The organism is Pigmentibacter sp. JX0631 (assembly GCF_029873255.1).
Taxonomy (GTDB): domain Bacteria; phylum Bdellovibrionota_B; class Oligoflexia; order Silvanigrellales; family Silvanigrellaceae; genus Silvanigrella.
This window is the reverse complement of the sequence record NZ_CP123622.1, coordinates 2,691,719-2,709,718: the sequence shown is the minus strand read 5'-3', so window position 1 is coordinate 2,709,718 and position 18,000 is coordinate 2,691,719. Positions and strand designations below refer to the sequence as shown.

Below are 18,000 nucleotides of genomic sequence, written 5' to 3'. Positions count from 1 at the left end.
TCTCCTAGTGAGTAAAAATAACCAATTATTATTGAGGAAGTTCTGTTACAAGGCGTAAAGAAACTGTTAATTCATTTAAATAAAAATGGGGTTTCAAGTACATAACAGCCTTATAAGCTCCTACCTTTCCAGGGACAGAAACGACATCAACTCTTGCTTCTCTTAATGGGTAAATACTTTTGATATAAGTACTTGCATTATCATCAGAAGTAACATAACGAGATATCCATCTATTTAAATACGCATCAATTTCTCCTTGTGTTGCAAAAGAACCAATTTTATCGCGCATGATCACTTTTAAATAATGAGCAAAACGGGATACAGCCATAACATAAGGTAACTGAACTGAAAGTTGTGCATTTGCATTTGCTAAATCATTGTCATACTCTGTTAACTTATGGATTGTTTTTGATCCGAAGAAAGTAGCAGAGTCTGTGCCTTTTTTGTAAACTAAAGTTAAAAATCCTAAATCATCTAATTCTTTTTCCCGTCTATCAGTAATGATAGTTTCTACAGGCATTTTAAAAGTATTGTTACCTTCATTATCTATAAAAGAATGATATGGAAGACTTGATACTGTCCCACCATTTTCAGATCCACGAATATTAGAAAACCATCCAAATTCTCTATATGAAGCAACCATTCTTTCTGCTAAGGAGAAGGAAGGATTTCCCCATAAATATTTTTCATGTTCAGTGCCATCAAGATTTTCTTCGAAATGAAATTCCTTAACTGGAATACCATTTTTACCACCATAAGGTTCACGCATAATGACTCTTGGAAGAGTTAAAGTAACGTATTTAGAATCTTCTAAGGATCTAAACTGATTCCAAGAACCGTATTCTGCTGTATTGAATAGCTTCCCTAAGTGTTTTGGTTTATCAATTTCATCAAATGCGTTAATATTAAATAATTCATGACTTGCAGCATCGATAAAAGGAGCATGTGCAGCCGCAGCAACACTCGATACTGCTTTTAAACACTCGATATCTTCAATTCCTTTTCCAAACGTATAGTCACCCACTAAAAGTCCGTAGGGTGAACCACCAAAAGTACCGTATTCTTGTTCGTATACGAGTTTGAACAAGCCACTTTCATCAAACTGAGGTGCAGCATCTGCATCAGCTAAGATGTCTTCTTTGGTTACGTCTAAAACTCTAATTTTTAACTTATCATCAGGCTCAGCAAATTTAACTAAATTTTGCACACCTTTCCAAGAAGCCTCTAATTTTTGAAATTGCGGATTATGAATAATCTCATTAATTTGCTCACTTAAAATAGCGTCAATATCTGCAATTCTTTGGCTAATCATATGAGAAATTGTCTTTTTATATTCCATTTTCTCATTAACAACTTCTTTTGCAAAAACTGTAAGCATATCTTTTGCATTAGTAATTTGTTGATCATTTTTATTTAAGTCAGACTTGTTTAGCAACTGTTCAATTACTGAAGACTGACCATTTTCTAAATCAAAAAAAGATTTTGTTTCTGTAGCAAATTCTGTATTACTCATAAATGATATCCTTTCCTTTTAAGCGAAAACTTATTGAGCTGATGTTTGTTCTTCAGAACTTGCAAGTAGTTTTAAAGCTTCAGGAGTTTTTACAAAGTGAACTAATGTTTCTTCTAATTTTTCATTGCACTCAACATTAGTTTGCAATTCAATTAATTTTTTTCTAATTTCTAGTAATTCTTTTAGTGCATCAACTTTATTAGCTATTTTACCTGGATTAAATTCATCAATAGAATTAAAATTTAATTCTATTTGAGAAAAGGAACCATCATTTTTAATTTTATTTGCGACCTTTAATTTTAGCTTAGGTGAAATTGATTGAACGACAGAATTAAAATTTTCTTTATTTATTTCTAAAAATTTTTCATTCTTAATTTTTTTAGTTTTTTCATGCAAGTGACCAGATAAATTAGCCATTACACCAACGACAAAAGGAATATCCTGTTCCTTAGGAGAACCATTCACTTCTAAATCATAAGTAATTTGTACGCGTGGTGGTTTATAAACTGATAATTTTTGTTGTGTACCTTTTGACATCTCTTTTCCTTTACTTTCGAGTGAAAAATGGCTGTTTTAAAAGCTGCAAAAACTTAATCAACAGCTTCTAATTATCACTTAGCAATTTTCATGCCAGCGTCGACTTGGATACAATACACTTTTATTGATTACGATTTGCGCAAAATAGTATTATGTAAGTATTACATTAATAATCTTTTTTAAGTAAAGTTTCCTATATTATGATAAGATTATTATGTAACTAAATCTTATAAATTTATGGCGAAGATATAAAATGAATCAATTTTTTTTTAGACTATATTCCTCTTTTTAAAGAGGAATACCATTTGTTAGATATATATTTATTAGCAAAGTTTTGCAAAAATAGAGGATAAAAAGATGGTATTTAATTAAGAAAAAGATTGTATCTTTATTTAATAAAATATTTTCATTTAAAAATCAATATATTTTATTAAATAAAATAGCATATTTTAAAGGCACTGTTAATTTATTTTCAACAAAAAAAAGTTACTTTATTAAACTCAATAATAACTGCATTAAATTTTTACAAATCGTTAGATATTCAAGATATAACTGATATACCTCTTAAATAATATAAAATCAAGTTTTTTGGTAATCTATTTTTATTAATGATTTGGATTTAAAAGCTGTCGAATAGCTTCAGTCGTCTTTTGTGGATCATTTTTAGCCAGATATAAAATTTGTTCTTTTGGTGAAAGTTTATCAAATGGCACATCTTCTTTTAATTTAACTCTTCTGGCACCAGCACCAGTTCTTTCTAATTCATAATCAACCAAAGCAAGCTGTTCTTTACTTCTTTTTTCAGGATCATAGGTAAGCCATCTAAAATAAGGACGAACTAGTGCATAATAGATAAAGAACATTGCAGCTATAGCAACTGCACCTAGAATAGCTGTTTGAATAAGAGCTGTTTGACGCGCAGAAAGTGAAGCCTTTTCCGCAAGAGCAAACTCATCTAATTCAAATTGAGTTGATTCGACAGTAATTGTATCTCTTCCCTCTTTAAACCCAATCGCATTTTTCACAAGCTTTGTTACCATAGCCATTTCTTCAGGAGTTCTTGGGACGTATTTTCCATCAACCATCTTTCCATCAACTAGTATTGAAGCACTTAATTTTGTAATAGTTCCAATAGGCTCAACTATTTTACTTAAAGTCTTTTTCACTTCGAAATTTAAATTTTCAGTGCTTGATTTAGTACTATTTGTGAGACCACCAGCAATTCCAATGTCTTCACGCTCACCAGGGAGATTGCTTTTTGCCCCGGGAACACCTGTTGGATTAAGGCCATTTCCTTGAGAAGACTGCTCATTTCTTTGCGAAGCAATAACCGCTGTCCGTTCAGGATCCACATCTGAAATCGTGGTTTCTACTTTCTTATATTCTATTGAAGCATCAACTTTCGAAACAACTTTATCATGACCAACTGCTCTAGCCAAAATTTCACGAATTTTTTGCTCTAATTCTCTTTCAACTTTTCTTTGATATTCACGTTGAGCAGATGTAATTTTATCTATACCACCATCCTGCTCTTCTGGTTGGGTCAATAAGTTCCCATCTTGATCAACTATCGTAACTCCTTTCGGATCTAACCCTTCAACAGCTCTTGCAGTTAAATGAATTATACCTTGAATTTGCCTTTGGCTTAGAGTTTTTCCTGGCTTTAATTTTAAATAAATACTTGCAGTGGGAGATTTCTTATCTTCTGCAAAAATAGCATTGTCAGGAATGACAATATGAACCCGACTGTTGGCTACGGGTTCTAATTTACCAATAGTTCTAGATAACTCTCCTTGTAACGCTCTTAATTTATTAACTCTTTGCTCAAAATCAGACATACCAAAAGATCTATCATCAAACTTTTCCCAACCAACACCAATTCCCGTATTTGGAAGTCCTTCTTGAGCTAAAGACATTTTTATTTCCTGAATTTTATCTTCAGGAAATGAAATTGTATCACCCTCTAATTTATATTCTTTGTATCCTGATTTTTTTAGATGTGCTAAAATTGCAGTTTTATCTTCATTTGAAAGATTTGCGTATGCTGGTTCATACCGAACTGTAGGTTTCCAAAAAATAAAAATTGCTAGAATAAAAAATATAGTAAATAAACCAATTCCTATAGCAATTTTTCTACCTTTAGTTAATCCAGCATAAAATGCTTTACTTTGGATGAAAAACTGCGATAAGAATTGTTTATATTTTTCTAGCATTCTTACTCACCTATAGTTTCTAAATGAAGTCTAAACCTGCATCCGCATCACTTCTTGATACGCTTCAATTACTTTATTCCGCATTTGTACAAGCATATCGAAACCTAATTCAGCCTTGGTAACAGACAACATTGTTTCATGAATATTACTGGAACGACCAGACGCTAAATCCATACTTGCCTTTTCTGCTTCTCTTGAGGCTGTATTTACTTCTTTAATTCCTTTTTCAACCAGATCTTGGAATTCTGTTTTACCAGGATTAACGGGAGGAGTTCCTCCGCCACTTTGTGCAGGTACAGTGCGAATTAAATTTTGTTTCATTCTTAAATATTCTAGATCACTTGCTGAAATTTGCTTTACCATTTTTGTTACCTTTTATTTTATCTACCAATACTTATTGCAGTAGTTGCCATTGATTTTGTAGCATTTATTGCTTGAGTATTACTTTCAAATGAACGATTACTAGTAATCATATTTACCATTTCTTCCATAATAGAAATATTTGGCATTGCTACATAACCATTTTCATTTGCATCTGGATGATTTGGATTAAAAACTAATCTTGGCGCTCTTCTATCCTCAGTTATTCCATCTACTTTGACCTCTTTCAAATTTGGATCAAAAGCTAACCGCATTAAATTATCAAAACTTAAACCTGAATTTCTTGCTGTGAATAAAACATCTTTTCTTTTATATGGTCCACCTTCTTCTGTTCTAGATGTATTTGCATTGGCTAAATTAGAAGAAATAACATTCATTCTAATTCTTTCCGCTGATAATCCAGAAGCACTTATTTTTAGACCTTCTATAAAACTCATAAACTATTCTCCACTAAAACTAGTTACTTGCTACTTACCGCCATTTATTGCATAACGTAACATTCCTAATTTTCTATTTAACGTTTCAATAGTTGCTTTATAAATAATTTGATTGCCTGCAACTTCAGTCATTTCCTGATCAACATCTACAGTATTTCCATCATTTCCAATACTTTCAGTGGGTTTTACATACATGTCAGGCTTTAAAACCCCATCCGCTCCCATCCCAGGTGCTTTTATATGCCTTGAATCACTTACTTTCATTATTAAATCTTTGTCTGATCCAATTGCTGCTTGGAGTTGTTTTTCAAAATCAAACCCAAGCGCTCTATAACCTGGAGTAAGAGAATTTGTAATATTAGCAACACTTACCGTTTGTCTTTTTAATCTTTGGTTTAAACTTTCTTCAAGAACAGCATCGGGTTTACCAAATATTTGGTTCCCAATTACGGTACTCATACATTTTTCCCCTCTACTTCATACCCACATTCAACTAATTCATTAAGTTTATAACGCAATGCTCTTAAAGAAATACCAAGCGCTTTTGCTGTATGTGTTCTATTTCCATTCATTCTTCTTAAAGTTTGTAAAATAAGTCTTTGTTCAAGCTCCATTAAAGTAACTTGTGGTAATGGCTCCCCCATTGCTACTTCTGTACGGCTATTTGCGCGCATTAAATGCAGTTCTTCAACTCCAATATAATCTCTTGTAGATAATAAAACTGAGCGTTGAATAACATTTCTTAGTTCTCTTGTATTTCCTGGCCAGGTGTAAGTTCTTAATGCTTGTTTAGCCGTTGGTGATAATTGAACATTTTTAGAAAATTGAATGTTAAATTCCCTTAAGAATATTTCAGAATAAAAATCTATATCTACTAATCTTTGTCTTAATGATGGAATTTCTAAATGAATTACATGTAGTTTAAAAAACAAATCATTTCTAAATCTTTGAGCATTTACTTCATCTTGAATATTTTTATGACTGCAAGCAATAATTCTTGCATCTGCAGCAGTTCCTCTTCTAATTGCTCCTTTATTTATATCTTGTTCTTTTAAAATCCGAAGAAGTTTTAGTTGCATAGCTGAGTCTAATTCTGTTACTTCATCCAACATAAGAGAACAAGTTTCAATTGGCCTATTAATAGCGCCTTGATTATAGTCATGCGGATTTCTTTGGGTTGTGAAAAGTTCCATTTCAAAGAAATTTGCAGGAATGTTTGAGCTATTTGCAACAATAAAACGACCTCTTTCTCTTCCACCAGCTATATGAATTGCTTTAGCAAAAGTTTCTTTTCCTGTTCCACTTTCACCAGTAATTAAAATAGGAACTTTGGTAGGAGCAATCGTTCTTGCAACCTCGAGCAATTTAAATACCTTTTCATCTCTCGTTGGATAGTGGCGAAGCATTTCTTCTTCAGAAATTCTATTATCTGCTTCTGAAGGAACTGTATTTGGATGAATACTACGCCCTTCTAAAGCATTGTTACCTTGATGTGTTCCGTAATTTGGGGAATCTAAGTCAAACAATCCCACAGGACGCACTTCACTCATAAACAAACCTCCACAAGATACTTAACTGTTTACTTACTCAAGCGATCTAGTCTTTCGCTTGCTAACGAAGAGAAACGCTTGTCATTAGTATCGTTGGCAGCAAGTAACCATGCTGTTTTAGCTTTTTCAAAAAGCCCAACTCGTGCATATACAACTCCTGCTTTATATGCAGCTTCCGCTCGATGTGTTCCCTGTGCTAAATTTGCGACTGCAAGGAACATATCTCCTGCGTTGGCGAATCTTCCTGCCTCTCGTAAATCTTCTGCATATTGCATGATTGACGTTTCAACTGTCTGAGTTTCATCCATAGACTTTGCAGGGTAAGCTAATATCTTTGCATACAAAGGTTCAGCATCCGCTGTTCCGCGAAGTCTTTGGGCCCATTCGGACAGAGTGGGGAGATCTCGTTCAACGTAACGACCAAGTTTCATCTCATCTAAAAGTAAACGTAACGCTATTTTGTTACGGTATGGCGCAACAGATAATTCTCTGAGCGCAGTTACTGAACGATCTGTTAGACCTTCAGTTTTTCTTTTTGTATCAAGCTCTATTCGCCGTAATAAATCATCTGCTTCTACGGGTTTATTACTTCGATACAAAAGGCGAGCTGCAATAGCTGCCGCTTCATTTTTCTTTTTTTGATCATTAGATGCTTGCCAAAACGCTGTATAAAGTTGCGCTGACTTTAGATTTTCACCTACAGCTTCAAATGCTTCTGCTCTTGTAAAAAGAGCTTCGCCATCGGCAAAAGTGAATTCTAGTAAGGAAGGCCTTGCCTTTCTTTCAAAAGCTATCCAGTCTTCCCATTGTTTCGTTTGAGCTGTTTTCTTTAAAAGTTCTTTTACTCTATTAAATACAATTTTCTCTAACTCAACACTTCTTTTATCGCCAGCAGACAATTTTTTAAATTGTTGTACTGCCGCATCAGAAGAATTGATAGGCTCTATTTCAATTAAAGCTCTAGTTCGATCATATGCACAATTTTTCATCAAATCAAATGGAACACTGTTATCTGTTACACATGCGTCGAGATTTTGCTGGTATGTTTTTGCCGCTGAAGGATTTTTATCTACAACTCCATTTAAAACTCTTAAAGTAGCAGCATACTTAACAATGGAGGGAGAGTTTTCCGTAATAGCCATTTCTGAATAGATTTGAGCATTTTGATAACGGGTAACTCCAAATCCTTTTTCCTTAGAGTTTGTTAACTCATCAATATCTATAATTCGTAATTTTGCCAAGCTTGAATAATAACTCCCAGGATAATTTAATATTATTGATCTTAGATAATCATTTGCGATGCTAAAATTTTTAGTTAAATAAGCAGATTCACCTGCATACCATAGTAATCGAGCATCTGATTTTATACTTTTTTCAGAAAGCGCCGCTAATCTTCTAAATATAGATAAAGATTGTTCTTCATTACCACTTTTATAAAATTCTTCTGCTAGTTTTTTTCCAATATCAATTTCATCTCTAGTGCCAAAAGCAGCCCCCATTTGCATTTGCAATTGACCTGATTTTGTAGCAGTCATTGGAATAAATTTCTCTAATCTGCCATAAATCTCAGGAAATCCATATTTATTCTTCATTGGTAAATTTGGTATAGGTGGATTTTCACTACTGTTTTTTTCAATTTTTAAATCTTTTTTTTCTTCAGCTGAAACAGCCACTGTGCTTGATATAGATGGTTTACTGTTAATTGTTTCTTTATTTTCAACTTTAGGAAGCATTAATTCTTGAGCTATTTCTTTACTTAATCCTTCTATAAAGTCTGGTTGCCAATTCCAATCAGCTTCTAAGTCTTTTTCTTCGAGTTCAGTTCGCCAAAAATCAATTAAAATTCTCCAAGGTTTATTTTGTGTTGCAATCACCCAACCTATTGGCATATTTTTTAATTGAATACTAATTATTACTTCAGATTTTTCTTCTTTAATTAATATTCTTTTTACAAATCGAGTGTCGTAAAAAGCCGTAGAATTAAATTCATTCGCTCTTGCTGGAATTATTTTAATTTGTAAGGTTCTTGTTAATTTATCATATCGCGTTGCATATCTTCTTGGATCATTTAACTCAAACACTAATCTATAGCTATCTTCTCCAACATTAGTTACTTTTTTTTCACTTTCCTTTTTCAATTTACTATTTTGTGCATAAGAAATTGCATTATGGCAAAGACTTACAGCTATTGAAAGAACTGCAGTAATTGAATTTGTGAAAAATTGTCTCTTCAAAAAAAATTTCCCCTAATTAAATTGTTGGTAAATTAGTGCCATTTCTTGTAGCTTATATGATTAATGTTTACTGATAGCAGTCTGAAATTTGTCAGAAAGAGCAATTTTGACGTGTCAAATACTTAATAACTGTATTTATTAGATATTTTTTTAGAAAAAAAATTCCTTATGTCATTTTATCTATTATTCGTTTTGTGTTTGTGTCCTAGCTATTATTTGCACTAATTGATTTGTTCTTTCTTGCAGTAGAGTAACAAATTCTTTAAATTTTTTTCCATCATTTTCTAAATCATCAGGAAAAAAATTTATCTCTGGCCAAATAATTTGCACCGTTTTGAAGGGAACAATTTCTAGCTCCTCTTTCGGTAATTCAAAATTTCCCAATATTATCAACATTAAAGCTTTATTCCAATTCATTGAGGTAATGCGCGCAATCGGAAAAATCTGAGGCGTAATTTCAAATTCAGCTAAAACATTTGAAAAATTTAAAATATTATTATTTTTCATAGGTTGACTCGCTACAACAGACAAATCAACAATTTCTTTCACGTTTTGATAAAGAATAGAAGCAGCAATACTAGCTTGTAATCCACCCACATTGTCCATAAAAATAAGTCTATATTTTTGTTTATGAATTTTTCTACGCATCACACCATTTTCAGCTAAATCTATTTGTTCTGCCCAGTTACAACAAAGATCTGCAATTTTTTCTATTTTTGAACTCATACTGATAATTCTTAAAGCTTTATCTATATTATCTTTTGTATTTTTCTTTAAAATTGTTTTTGCAATTCTATAAAGTTCTCGTTGTTTGAAATCAACCTTGTCATCTAAAACATGAATTTCATGTATTAAAGTTAAATCTCCTTCAAACATTGCAGAATAGGATCTCTGAAAGAGATCTTTTGCATTACTAAGCATTTCCAGAAAAATTTCCTTTTCATCTGGAATATCTCCATTTACTAATTGACGCGCAAGACTTTCAACCGCATCACCTATTCGTTCGACATGGTGGGCAATTTTTGCGCATGCATAAGCCAAGCGTAATTCATATCCCAATGGTTGTTGTGTTGCGAGAATTTGCAATATTAGGGTATCAATAGCTCTCTCTAGATTGTCAATCTCAGAATCTAACACAACAATTTTAATAAGTTTGTTGGGATTAGGATGTTCAAAATGCTGCATCAATGTGTGAATACCAGCATTCACCGCATCACACATTGTGCGTAATAAAGTTTTAACATTGCTGAGTTGCACTTCAAGACTAGAAATTCGTGACATGCTCGAGTTTACCTCTTATAATTTGCATATTTTCTAAAGCACTGTTAGGGAATTATTTGTGATCTCCACGAACAACTCGTTGAAAAGTGATTATGGGAGGACAAACATGCAAGTCGAAAATTTAACTATCCAAAATCTCAATCAAAATTACTCTTCTCTGATTGAAAATAGGGAAGAAGTTTTTGCCAAACTTGCCTCTCTTGCAGTAGAGCCCGTATACCATCCTAAAACGGGTAGACCATTAAAACCATCATGGCTAAAAGTAGGGCTGACTGGTGGTGAAACACTATATACTATTAAAAATAGTTTACGCGAAAAAAAACTTTATACAGTTTGCGAAGAAGCGCGTTGTCCAAATATATCTTCTTGTTGGAATACAGGAACCGCTACTTTCATGATAATGGGAGACGTTTGTACCAGAGGTTGCCGTTTTTGCCATATAAAAACAGGAAATCCTGAGGGACTGCTAGATTCCGAAGAGCCTTTTAAAGTTGCTGATAGCATTAAAACTATGAATTTAAATTATGCAGTAATTACCATGGTTGACAGGGACGACTTACCTGATGGCGGTGCAAACCATATAAAAAAAACAATTGAAGAAATTCAAAAACAAAACCCAAGGACAAAAGTTGAAATACTCGCTGGGGACTTTAATGGTAAGGAAGAAAGCATAAGTAAAGTAGTGCATGCTGGGCGTGGGTTAGATGTTTTTGCTCACAATATTGAAACAGTACGAAGATTAAGTCCTAGAGTCCGTGATGCTCGCGCAAAATATCAACAGAGTCTTAATGTTTTAGAAATGGCTCTAAAAATAGGCCCAAAAGGAATGTTTACAAAAAGCGCTATCATGCTAGGACTGGGAGAAACTTTTCCTGAAGTTGAAGAAGCTTTGTTTGATCTTAGACAAATTGGTGTTGAAATCATCACTATTGGACAATATTTACAACCTACACCAAAGCACTTAACTGTTAAACGCTTTGTTCATCCTGATGAATTTAATTTTTGGTCTACCCTAGCGAAAAAAATGGGATTCAAAGCTGTTGCGGCAGGTCCCTTAGTTAGAAGTTCCTATAAAGCATCTGAATTGTTTCCTGAAAATTGATAAAGCAATTATTTTCTCTTTTTTTGAGATATCTTATGAAAAAAATTTTTCCCAAAATATATGTGATATTTTTTCCTTTATTTTTAAACCAAAATGTATATGGATTTGATGAAATAAGTGAAACAGCTAAAATTACTGAAAATTGTTACTTTGAACAACACTCGTTTTTTAGTATAAAAAAACCTTATGAATCAAAAGCTTGTTATTTAGAAATTCAACAAAATGGATCAATTACTCAAATTACTTCTTTAAGTAACCTTATCCAATTTATATCCTCTAAATATACTGAAAATATAAAGAATGAATTAAATTTAGATATAGTAGATGATAAAACTTTCAGCGAAATCTTATTGAAAAATTCTATAACTAAAACAAATAATACATATTTATTAATAAAAAACGAATGTAGTAAATAAAATTCATATTTAATGATTGCAACTATTTACAGAAGCTTTTTGGTTAAAAATAGTTCCACTTGTGTTTAAACACAAAGGTAAATCTGAAAGTTTATAGTAACCGACAAAAAAAGGATCATCCCAACCAAAAAGATATGATTGAATTGAGATTTTGATATCACTTGTATTTATAGGTATTTGTGGTGTTATTGTAAATTTACTTCGTGACCCCCACCAACTATGGAATAATGATTTTTTACCTTTTATGTCTTGAATTTCAATTTCAATAGCTGAATTATACCAACCTTCATTTACAAACATAATACTTCTTCTAGGAAAAGATTCTTTAGGATATTTTTCATCTAATTTTACTTGGGAAGTTAATTTTGAATTTTGTCTTAAAATACCTGAATAATAACTTGCAGCTAAATTACTTTCAACAAGTGACCTTTCTTTATATAAAGGTTTAAAGTAATTTAATTCCTGGAGTTCCTTATCACCTAAAGAAACACTCTCTTTTGAAAAATTTATAGGAGTGGAAAAATAGATAGTATCTTTAAGATTTTTAGCAAGAATAAAATCTTCTTCACTTGAATTTGACTTAAAAGATATTCTTTCTCCGAATTGCTCAAGTTTATAATTCTTTAAATTTCCTGATTTTAAATTTTTTACATAAATTTTATTGCTCCCAACTTCTTTAAAAAAATATACTCCATTTTTATTATTCCCCAAATATTTTTTATTACTATCAAATAAAAGAAATAAATCATTTGAAAAATGATACCATGCTAAATTCCCAATGGAATCAACTAAAGTAATAACAGGTTCATGTTTGATATGACTTTTTAATATTGATTTTATTTTAAATTCAAGATTGTCAGTTTTGTCGCTGGGAAAAGAAAAATTTATCCCACTTAGCACAAGCTCCCCTTGCTGATTAAAGTGATACAGAAATCTACTACTTGACATAATAATAGGAATATTATTTAAAACTGATAAAGAAATAATATTTTGTTTTTCAAAATTAATTACTGGAAGGATAATTTTCTCAAAGATAGATCTTTTTTCATCGTATCTAAATAGAAATATCTTATTTTCTTTATCTTTCTTACTAAACAAATGGAAAATTTCATTTTTACTATTTTTATAATATCCAACATAATTGAGATTATTTATCTTGGTATTTTTTAATTTAATAAATTTATTAAAATTAATATCTTTATTCTTTTTAATGTACCAACCAAGAATGAAATTACTTTTAAAAGTAAACTTTACAGCTTGATTTATATTAAACGCTATTTGATTTTTTAATATTGATTCTATATCTTCTGGTTTAATATTTTCAGCATTGATATTAACTTCAATTAATGTTCTTTCATCGGAATTCCTTGCGACAAGAAATTCCCATTCTTGAGCTGATGCTGGTAAACTTCTTTCTAAATTCATTTTATAATAAATTAAGCCATTTTCTAAATCAAAAAATGGCTCAGTATTTTTCATTACCCTTGCCAAAGGTTTAGTGTTAACTTTATTTTTTACTAAAATATTTTGTTCAAATATTATTCTTGTATCAAGGTCAAAATAATATATTTTTTCTTTATTTCTTCCCATAAATTTTAAATTAAAGAAATTAAAATTTTCTTCATTTTCAAGATAAGGTGATAATATTTCAGAATTTTTAACATCATACCAGGCAATTTTATTTACATTATTTTCAACATATTTATTTATTTTAATAAAGGAGTTATGACTTCCAGACAGATATATTGTATTGAATAATTTTTCATTGATGCCATATTTTTTAAATTCATTAAAATCAAGTTCTAATATTTCTAAAATTTTTCCATTTGCAGGTTCTAACTTATAAGATTTTTTCTCTTCATTAATTACAATTTCTTTTGGTAAGTTTCCAGTAAAATAAATTTTCAAATTTCTTCCACCAAAGAAAACTCCTTTAGAAATAAATTTAAGTTGAATATTTTTATCTTGCAAATTGAAAATCCATTTATCTTTATCTTTAGCTATAATATTAATACTCAAATTGTCGTTAATTAAAAGAGAATATTTTCCTTCACTTCCCTTCAATGTATAAGATAACTTATCTAAATATTGAAGAGGTATTTCAGGAAATATCAGATTTCTTGATTTTTTACCAAGAAGTACATTTATATTTATATTTTTAGTTTCAAAAAAGAGATTACGCATTCCATATTCAAATAAATCTACAAAATATCTGAATATAAATTCATTTTTTCTAGCACTTGCAAGAATATCTACCGTTGTTAAACTATCATTATTTCTTGACATAATACCTGGAGTATATGAGTAACTATAAGATATATTTTTCTCTACTAAAAAAGGTAAAATTATATTATCTTTTCCTGTTATGTCAAATTCCTTATGCATATTTTGTGAAATAGATTCTCTTAAATTAAAAAATTCATTTTTATTAGACTCGGGAAATTTTGAGCTTCCTTGAAAATTTGAAAAATAATTATGAAAGACACCCGCATCCCAATTTTTAGTTTTCGACACAGAATGAGAACCATAAGTTAATTTTAGTTTATTTTCTGTTTGTAAATCAATTGTCGTTATAACTGCAGAATTTAGCATTCCTTTACACTCTTTATCACTATTTTGTATAAATAAGCTGTGCATTAATGAGATAGTATTTTTATTTTTCTCTCCACAAACATCCATAATTCCAATCCTAGAATGATCTTTGGCATATTCATTAAAATATTTGGCTATTGAAATTGCTTCTTCTTGTGCATTTATTGAAGCCGTTGCAAAACCAGTAAATCCAATAGATAAACCGGCTAAGGGGGTACTCAAATATCCTAAAACACTTGATGCTATTCCTTCCCCGATTGAAATGTTTGCTAAAGTTGAAAAAGCATTTACTGAATCAAAAGCTAATTGAGTTGCAAATATAGATTTTTTATTATTATCCACATAGGCTAATTCAAATGCATCTAATGCCACATTTGCAAAGCTAAACCCAACTCCTAAGTACCTAGAAATTTGTAATTTTCCGAGTAAATGATCAATATTAGAAACAAAGTTTTTTTCTTCTTGAAAAGCTTTTGATTGAATAAGTTGCTTTATAATGAATTCAAGTTGATCAATTTTACTTAAAATATCTAAACTTAATTGTGAGTAAAATAAGTAAGCTTGAAATTGAAAAATTTTGCTTAATGCATTCTCGGTTTTTAATGTTTCAGTTTTGAAAATACTATAAAGAGTTTGAGCCATAAATAAAGGAGTCATTCCTAAACCTTCTCCTTCATTTAGATAATTGATCACTCCGTCGTTATTTGTTTTTATTTTTATCCCATCTAATGATTTCATTTCATTTTGCAGTAAATTCCATGTTTCTTTAAAAACTTTAAACTCATCATCTTTAAGTATAATGTCTTTGGAAAAATGACCTGTTTCAACATTTGTAAAACTAATTGACTTATTTTTTTCATCTATTGTAGAAAAAAATGGAGCATACTTTTCACTTAAATTTTTTTTATTTCTAATTTCTTTTGTAATTTCTGAAATTTTTATTGCCAATGAATGATAGTCATTATAATTTGAAATTTTTTGCTGTAAATTATCAAGATATATAGATAAATCACCAAGAGGACCTGATGCGCCTTGCTCAGAAATTGTCCTAAAATGCATTGGAATATTTTCGAAGTAATTTCTTGCAGCAGTTCTATAGTTTTCAGTAAAATCTGTTTCATGATATTCTGCTTTGATTGTTAAGTAATTATCAATACTATTTCTTAGAATATAAATCTTATCATTATTTCTATGTGCAGTAAATTTATTCTCATGGAAATAAAATTTTTCACCTTGTTGATCAATTCTAATTTGCGTGGCTCTAAAACTTGCTAAATTAACAATAATACCTTTTGCGTTAATTGCATCCATTAATTTTTTGGTAAAACTTTCAATAATTGATGTATCTTGATTTTTAAATTCAGGATTACAGGTTATGATATTTAGATAATCTATTTTTTTTAGTCCAGAAAAATTTTGCCCTATTTTTTCAGCAATAAAATCAGCATTTAATCCGCCTAAAGACATTGAATTATCACTTAATTTTTCAGAATGTCCTATAATACTAAACGTTAAATTTTCTTCTGGATATAAATCAAACTTTCCTGTTGCTTTAAATTGATTATTTTCAATTATTAAATTGTCGTTAATTAATTGAAAAAAAATATTTTTTTCAGCGTATTTTTTAAAGTAATTATCAGCAGCAGTTTTTGTATTTTCATCATCCCCAATTTGTAAGATAATCCCATTTCCTAATTTCACATTTTCAGTGCTATTTTTATACCAACTTGATATTTCAGATTCAGGAGTATAGTAACTAAATTTATCGTTAAAATATTCAAAACTATTTATGCTATTAAACTTTGATTCTTTTTGCAAAATCTGATGATATACCATTGGACCTGAAATGACTACTGTAGCACTACTATTAAAGATCAAGCTATCATATCTATATTTAGATACATTTTCATTAGTTAAGTATTCAATTTTTTTAAATGGTAGTGATAATTTTGGATTATTTTCTTTAATACTACTAACTTCAAGATAATTATTGTAAATTTTTTCATTAATTTTAAACATCCAGTCATTGGGATTTTTAGTTGGATGACTTGCAATAAATGAATTATTTCCATAAACTATTTTAAATTCCCCCTCTCTAACATAGATATCATTTAAATTACTGAAAATATTAGTTACTTCTTTAAATTTATTTTCATAAACTAAATCATCAATAATTGCTTCTAAATTTTTAAATTTTTCCTTAAAATTTGCATCTAAAGTCTGATTATTCTGAATTTTTAACATATTATCACGAAATTTCGAAGTGTAAATTGAAGTTACAGTTTCACTTAAATTCAAATTTTTATTTACTTTAAACAGCTTTTCTAAAAATACTAAACTTATTAACTTTAGAGGCAATGCAAATGATGATTTTAATTCAGTATTCTTTTCTATAAAACTATTAAAAATATAAGAGGCTGGAAGCAAATCAGCATCTATATGTATTCCTCCATAATCATTTAAAATTTTTGCTCGCACTATATCAGCAGCTCCTGCATAGTTGCTCCTTAAATTTAATTCATGAATATAAAATTCTTTTAATTTCCAATTTTCTAAATTATCATTAATATTTTTAAACTTAATATTTTTTATTTCATTTTCAATATTTTTAATATCATCATTCATTTTTAAAGAATTTAATTTAAATTCTTCTTCAAAATTTATTGTACTTTTTATATTTTCATGTAAATATTTTACTCTAGCAGAATCAGAATTAACTTCCTTTTTAAAATACTCAAATAATTTATTTTGCTCTTCAATTATTTTTTCTGCTAGTAATGTTTCATAGTTTTTCTCATTTCGATAGTGGTAAAGACTTAAGCTTGCAAATTCTTTCATATGCTTCTTTGTATTGTAGGCATACAGATGATTTGAATCATACCAGATATGAATTTGATGGCTTGAATTTAGTTTAGCCCAAATTTTAATGTAATTTTTTTGTGCATCACCAAGAGGACCGCCAAGCCAAATAAAATGAATTATTCGAGGCACAGGTTTGGAAATTTTTTCATAATAATTTTGCATGAGCTGTATTAATTCTTCATACTTTAGTTTGTAAGGAGTATTTAAGTATGGCTTAGGAAGAGTTTTTATGAAATCTATTAATGCGAGATACTTTCTTTCTACATTAGTTGAGTTTTTTAAAGATTTTAAGAAATTAATCTGATTTAAAACATTTGCTGATATTGTTCGTTCTTTTTTTAATACATTTTTTAACTCATTTAAATATTCTTCAGAATAAAAATCTAATTCACTCCATTTTGAATAATTTAATTGGATATGATTTTTGCTGTCAATCTCCGCAAATTTTACTTCTTTATTTTTGCAGGATATAATTACAAAAACAGAAGAAAAAGAAACGAATTTTAAAAAAATAATTAAAATACTAAATTTCATACAATTCCTTATAAAATATTTTTATAAATAAATACTGTTTACTAAATTTCAATAAATAAACAAATACGCAAAGAATGCATCTATATCTTAAATTTTTTAGAAATCAATCATTCCAATATCAAATAGTTTCGCTAAAACTTTGAGCAATTTTTTTTGGGAATGGTAAAATAATCCACTTTCTAGTCAGAAAATCGAAACTAAACTCTTCGCAAGATATTTTGTAGTAACTTTGTTTCTTCAAATAAATGGTTAAATTCACTTAACCCATGATTTAAACATTAAAATATTCAAAAATATTAAGAAAAAATATTTACTAAAGAAACAATTTCATGTTTAATATACAAAACT

The 18,000-nt window shown here is 29.7% G+C and carries 12 protein-coding genes; 2 read left to right on the top strand and 10 right to left on the bottom strand.

All coding sequences use genetic code 11. From position 1 onward, the window contains the following. Positions 1–28: 28 nt before the first annotated feature. From tssC to QEJ31_RS11725, 9 genes are all read right to left on the bottom strand, one after another. The gene (gene tssC, locus QEJ31_RS11765; RefSeq protein ID WP_280590362.1) at positions 29–1,513 is read right to left on the bottom strand and encodes a type VI secretion system contractile sheath large subunit; all 1,485 of its coding nucleotides are present in this window, start codon (positions 1,511–1,513) and stop codon (positions 29–31) included. Positions 1,514–1,543: 30 nt separating this feature from the next. Beyond that, positions 1,544–2,050: a type VI secretion system contractile sheath small subunit gene (gene tssB / locus QEJ31_RS11760; protein ID WP_280590360.1), complete on the bottom strand. Its 507-nt coding sequence runs from the start codon at positions 2,048–2,050 to the stop codon at positions 1,544–1,546. A gap of 605 nt (positions 2,051–2,655) precedes the next feature. After that, positions 2,656–4,263: a flagellar basal-body MS-ring/collar protein FliF gene (gene fliF, locus QEJ31_RS11755; RefSeq protein WP_280590358.1), complete on the bottom strand. Its 1,608-nt coding sequence runs from the start codon at positions 4,261–4,263 to the stop codon at positions 2,656–2,658. A 30-nt stretch (positions 4,264–4,293) separates the two neighbouring features. Next, positions 4,294–4,626, bottom strand: coding sequence for a flagellar hook-basal body complex protein FliE (fliE, locus tag QEJ31_RS11750; RefSeq protein WP_280590356.1), 333 nt, complete (start codon positions 4,624–4,626; stop codon positions 4,294–4,296). Positions 4,627–4,643: 17 nt separating this feature from the next. Next, positions 4,644–5,081 carry a flagellar basal body rod protein FlgC gene (gene flgC, locus QEJ31_RS11745; protein WP_158996996.1) on the bottom strand — a complete coding sequence of 146 codons (438 nt, stop codon included), beginning with the start codon at positions 5,079–5,081 and terminating at the stop codon, positions 4,644–4,646. A gap of 30 nt (positions 5,082–5,111) precedes the next feature. After that, a complete protein-coding gene (gene flgB / locus QEJ31_RS11740) occupies positions 5,112–5,540 on the bottom strand; it encodes a flagellar basal body rod protein FlgB (protein WP_280590352.1) in 429 nt (142 codons plus the stop codon). Next, a complete protein-coding gene (locus QEJ31_RS11735) occupies positions 5,537–6,631 on the bottom strand; it encodes a sigma 54-interacting transcriptional regulator (RefSeq protein WP_280590351.1) in 1,095 nt (364 codons plus the stop codon). The genes flgB and QEJ31_RS11735 overlap by 4 nt, the downstream gene beginning before the upstream one ends. Positions 6,632–6,660: 29 nt before the next feature. Then, the gene (locus QEJ31_RS11730) at positions 6,661–8,865 is read right to left on the bottom strand and encodes a hypothetical protein (RefSeq protein WP_280590350.1); all 2,205 of its coding nucleotides are present in this window, start codon (positions 8,863–8,865) and stop codon (positions 6,661–6,663) included. A gap of 183 nt (positions 8,866–9,048) precedes the next feature. Next, positions 9,049–10,146 carry a phosphate uptake regulator PhoU gene (locus QEJ31_RS11725; protein ID WP_280590349.1) on the bottom strand — a complete coding sequence of 366 codons (1,098 nt, stop codon included), beginning with the start codon at positions 10,144–10,146 and terminating at the stop codon, positions 9,049–9,051. A 106-nt stretch (positions 10,147–10,252) separates the two neighbouring features. Between QEJ31_RS11725 and lipA the strand changes: the two genes are divergently transcribed. Together lipA and QEJ31_RS11715 are read left to right on the top strand one after the other, a co-directional pair. Continuing rightward, positions 10,253–11,248, top strand: a complete 996-nt coding sequence (gene lipA, locus QEJ31_RS11720; RefSeq protein WP_280590348.1) for a lipoyl synthase — start codon at positions 10,253–10,255, stop codon at positions 11,246–11,248. A gap of 35 nt (positions 11,249–11,283) precedes the next feature. Then, the gene (locus QEJ31_RS11715) at positions 11,284–11,664 is read left to right on the top strand and encodes a hypothetical protein (RefSeq protein WP_280590346.1); all 381 of its coding nucleotides are present in this window, start codon (positions 11,284–11,286) and stop codon (positions 11,662–11,664) included. A 9-nt stretch (positions 11,665–11,673) separates the two neighbouring features. Here the strand turns inward: QEJ31_RS11715 and QEJ31_RS11710 are convergent, their stop codons facing one another. Continuing rightward, positions 11,674–17,652, bottom strand: a complete 5,979-nt coding sequence (locus QEJ31_RS11710) for a TcdA/TcdB pore-forming domain-containing protein (RefSeq protein ID WP_280590344.1) — start codon at positions 17,650–17,652, stop codon at positions 11,674–11,676. Positions 17,653–18,000 lie beyond the last annotated feature (348 nt).

Coding starts and splice junctions, on each gene's coding strand:
- QEJ31_RS11725 (WP_280590349.1), bottom strand. CDS start 10,146: ATGTCACGAATTTCTAGTCTTGAAGTGCAACTCAGCAATGTTAAAACT.
- QEJ31_RS11710 (WP_280590344.1), bottom strand. CDS start 17,652: ATGAAATTTAGTATTTTAATTATTTTTTTAAAATTCGTTTCTTTTTCT.
- fliF (WP_280590358.1), bottom strand. CDS start 4,263: ATGCTAGAAAAATATAAACAATTCTTATCGCAGTTTTTCATCCAAAGT.
- tssC (WP_280590362.1), bottom strand. CDS start 1,513: ATGAGTAATACAGAATTTGCTACAGAAACAAAATCTTTTTTTGATTTA.
- QEJ31_RS11735 (WP_280590351.1), bottom strand. CDS start 6,631: ATGAGTGAAGTGCGTCCTGTGGGATTGTTTGACTTAGATTCCCCAAAT.
- flgB (WP_280590352.1), bottom strand. CDS start 5,540: ATGAGTACCGTAATTGGGAACCAAATATTTGGTAAACCCGATGCTGTT.
- lipA (WP_280590348.1), top strand. CDS start 10,253: ATGCAAGTCGAAAATTTAACTATCCAAAATCTCAATCAAAATTACTCT.
- fliE (WP_280590356.1), bottom strand. CDS start 4,626: ATGGTAAAGCAAATTTCAGCAAGTGATCTAGAATATTTAAGAATGAAA.
- flgC (WP_158996996.1), bottom strand. CDS start 5,081: ATGAGTTTTATAGAAGGTCTAAAAATAAGTGCTTCTGGATTATCAGCG.
- tssB (WP_280590360.1), bottom strand. CDS start 2,050: ATGTCAAAAGGTACACAACAAAAATTATCAGTTTATAAACCACCACGC.
- QEJ31_RS11715 (WP_280590346.1), top strand. CDS start 11,284: ATGAAAAAAATTTTTCCCAAAATATATGTGATATTTTTTCCTTTATTT.